Genomic DNA, 1835 nt, shown 5'->3' with positions numbered 1-1835 from the left:
GGCCTGACGCATGGAGCGCAGCAGCATGGTGGAGAGCAGCTCCGCATCCGGGCGTCCCTCAAACTTGGCGGCCAGCTCGGCAAAGTCTTTCGGCTCGGGCTCGAGGCCGCCTTTGAGCTCCAGACCCAGTTCGGCCAGGAAATCGCGGAAACCGGTCAGACGCTCTTCGCCCGGACGGTCGTGGACCCGGAACAGGGCAAAGGCTTCGTTCTTCTCGATATAACGGGCCGCGGCGACGTTCGCCTGGATCATGCACTCTTCGATGATCTTGTGGGCATCGTTGCGCACCAGCGGCACGATGCGGTCGATCTTGCGCTGGGCGTTGAAGATGAAGCGGGTCTCCTCGCTCTCGAACTCCACCGCGCCACGCTGATGGCGGGCATGCTTGAGCGCCTTGTAGAGGTTGTTGAGCTCCTCGATATGGCCCACCAGCGGATCATACTGCTGGCGCAGCTTGGGATCCCCGTCGAGGATCGCCGCAACCTTGGTGTAGGTCAGACGGGCGTGAGAGTTCATTACCGCTTCGTAGAACTTGTAGCCGGACATGCGACCAGCGGCAGAGATGGTCATCTCGCACACCATGCAGAGACGGTCAACTTGCGGGTTGAGCGAGCAAAGGCCATTGGAGAGCACCTCCGGCAGCATGGGCACCACGAACTCGGGGAAGTAGACGGAGTTGCCGCGCTGATAGGCTTCGGCATCCAGCGCCGTGCCAGGCTTCACATAGGCGGAGACGTCAGCAATGGCAACCCACAGGCGCCAGCCGCCACCACGCTTGGCTTCACAGAAGACGGCGTCATCGAAGTCACGGGCATCTTCCCCATCGATGGTCACCAGCGGCAGGGCACGCAGGTCGATGCGACCCTCTTTGGCTTTCTCCGGCACCTGCTCGCCGAGACCGGCAACCTCTTTGGTCACCTCTTCCGGCCAGGTGTGCGGGATACCGTGGGTACGCAGGGCAATTTCGATCTCCATGCCCGGCGCCATGTTCTCGCCCAGCACTTCCAGTACGGTACCGACGGCATTGATGCGGGAGGTGGCACGCTGGTTGATGCGCACAACCACGACCTGGCTCTGGCGAGCCCCTTTGTTCTCCCCTTCCGGGATGATGATGTCCTGGCCGATACGGCTGTCATCCGGAACCACGAAACCAACGCCATTCTCGACGAAGTAACGGCCGACAATGTCTGCCTCACGGGACTTGAGCAGGCGCACCAGACGCGCTTCCTGACGACCCTTGCGGTCAATCTCGGTCGGCTGCACCAGCACGTAATCGCCATGCATCAGGCGTTGCATCTCTCGGTTGTTCAGATACAGATCCGGACCACCACCTTCCGGACGCAGAAAACCGAAGCCATCCTTGTGGCCGATTACATAACCTTTGACCAGATTCAGGCGATCCGGCAGGGCATAACATTGGTTGCGAGTGAATACCAGTTGTCCATCACGCTCCATGGCGCGCAGACGACGACGCAAGGCTTCCAACGGCTCTTCATCTTTCAGCTTGAGGACCTTGGCCAACTCTTCACGGGACATGGGCTTTTCATGGCCCTTGATGAGTTCCAGGATCAACTCGCGACTGGCGATGGGGTTATCGTATTTTTCGGCCTCGCGTTCGAGGAAAGGATCTTTTTGAGACATAAGCAGGCCTTAGGGTAGGTGGTAACGGTGCCATTATATCGGAGGGGGGGGCGAATGGCATCCATCGGCTGCCTTTTGGCCAATCTCTCTGTCATACTATCTTCAGTTCGCTGGCATGATGAGACACAGAACTCATGAGTAAGGACACATTTGCCCAATCCGCCGCCTATCTCAAACAAGCGGTCCCTTTGATG

At 59.2% G+C, this 1835-nt stretch carries 1 protein-coding gene; it reads right to left on the bottom strand.

Annotated elements, in window-relative coordinates; translation table 11 throughout:
* Positions 1 to 1641 (bottom strand): ribonuclease R (rnr, locus tag AACS18_RS03000; RefSeq protein WP_108613661.1); only part of this gene is annotated, 1641 nt, incomplete at its 3' end.
* Between the last annotated feature and the right edge of the window lie 194 nt (positions 1642 to 1835).

It is taken from the genome of Aeromonas sp. HMWF015 (genome assembly GCF_963878965.1).
Lineage (GTDB): Bacteria > Pseudomonadota > Gammaproteobacteria > Enterobacterales > Aeromonadaceae > Aeromonas > Aeromonas veronii.
Note: the sequence above shows the minus strand (reverse complement) of the source record. Positions and strands in the feature narration are given on the sequence as shown.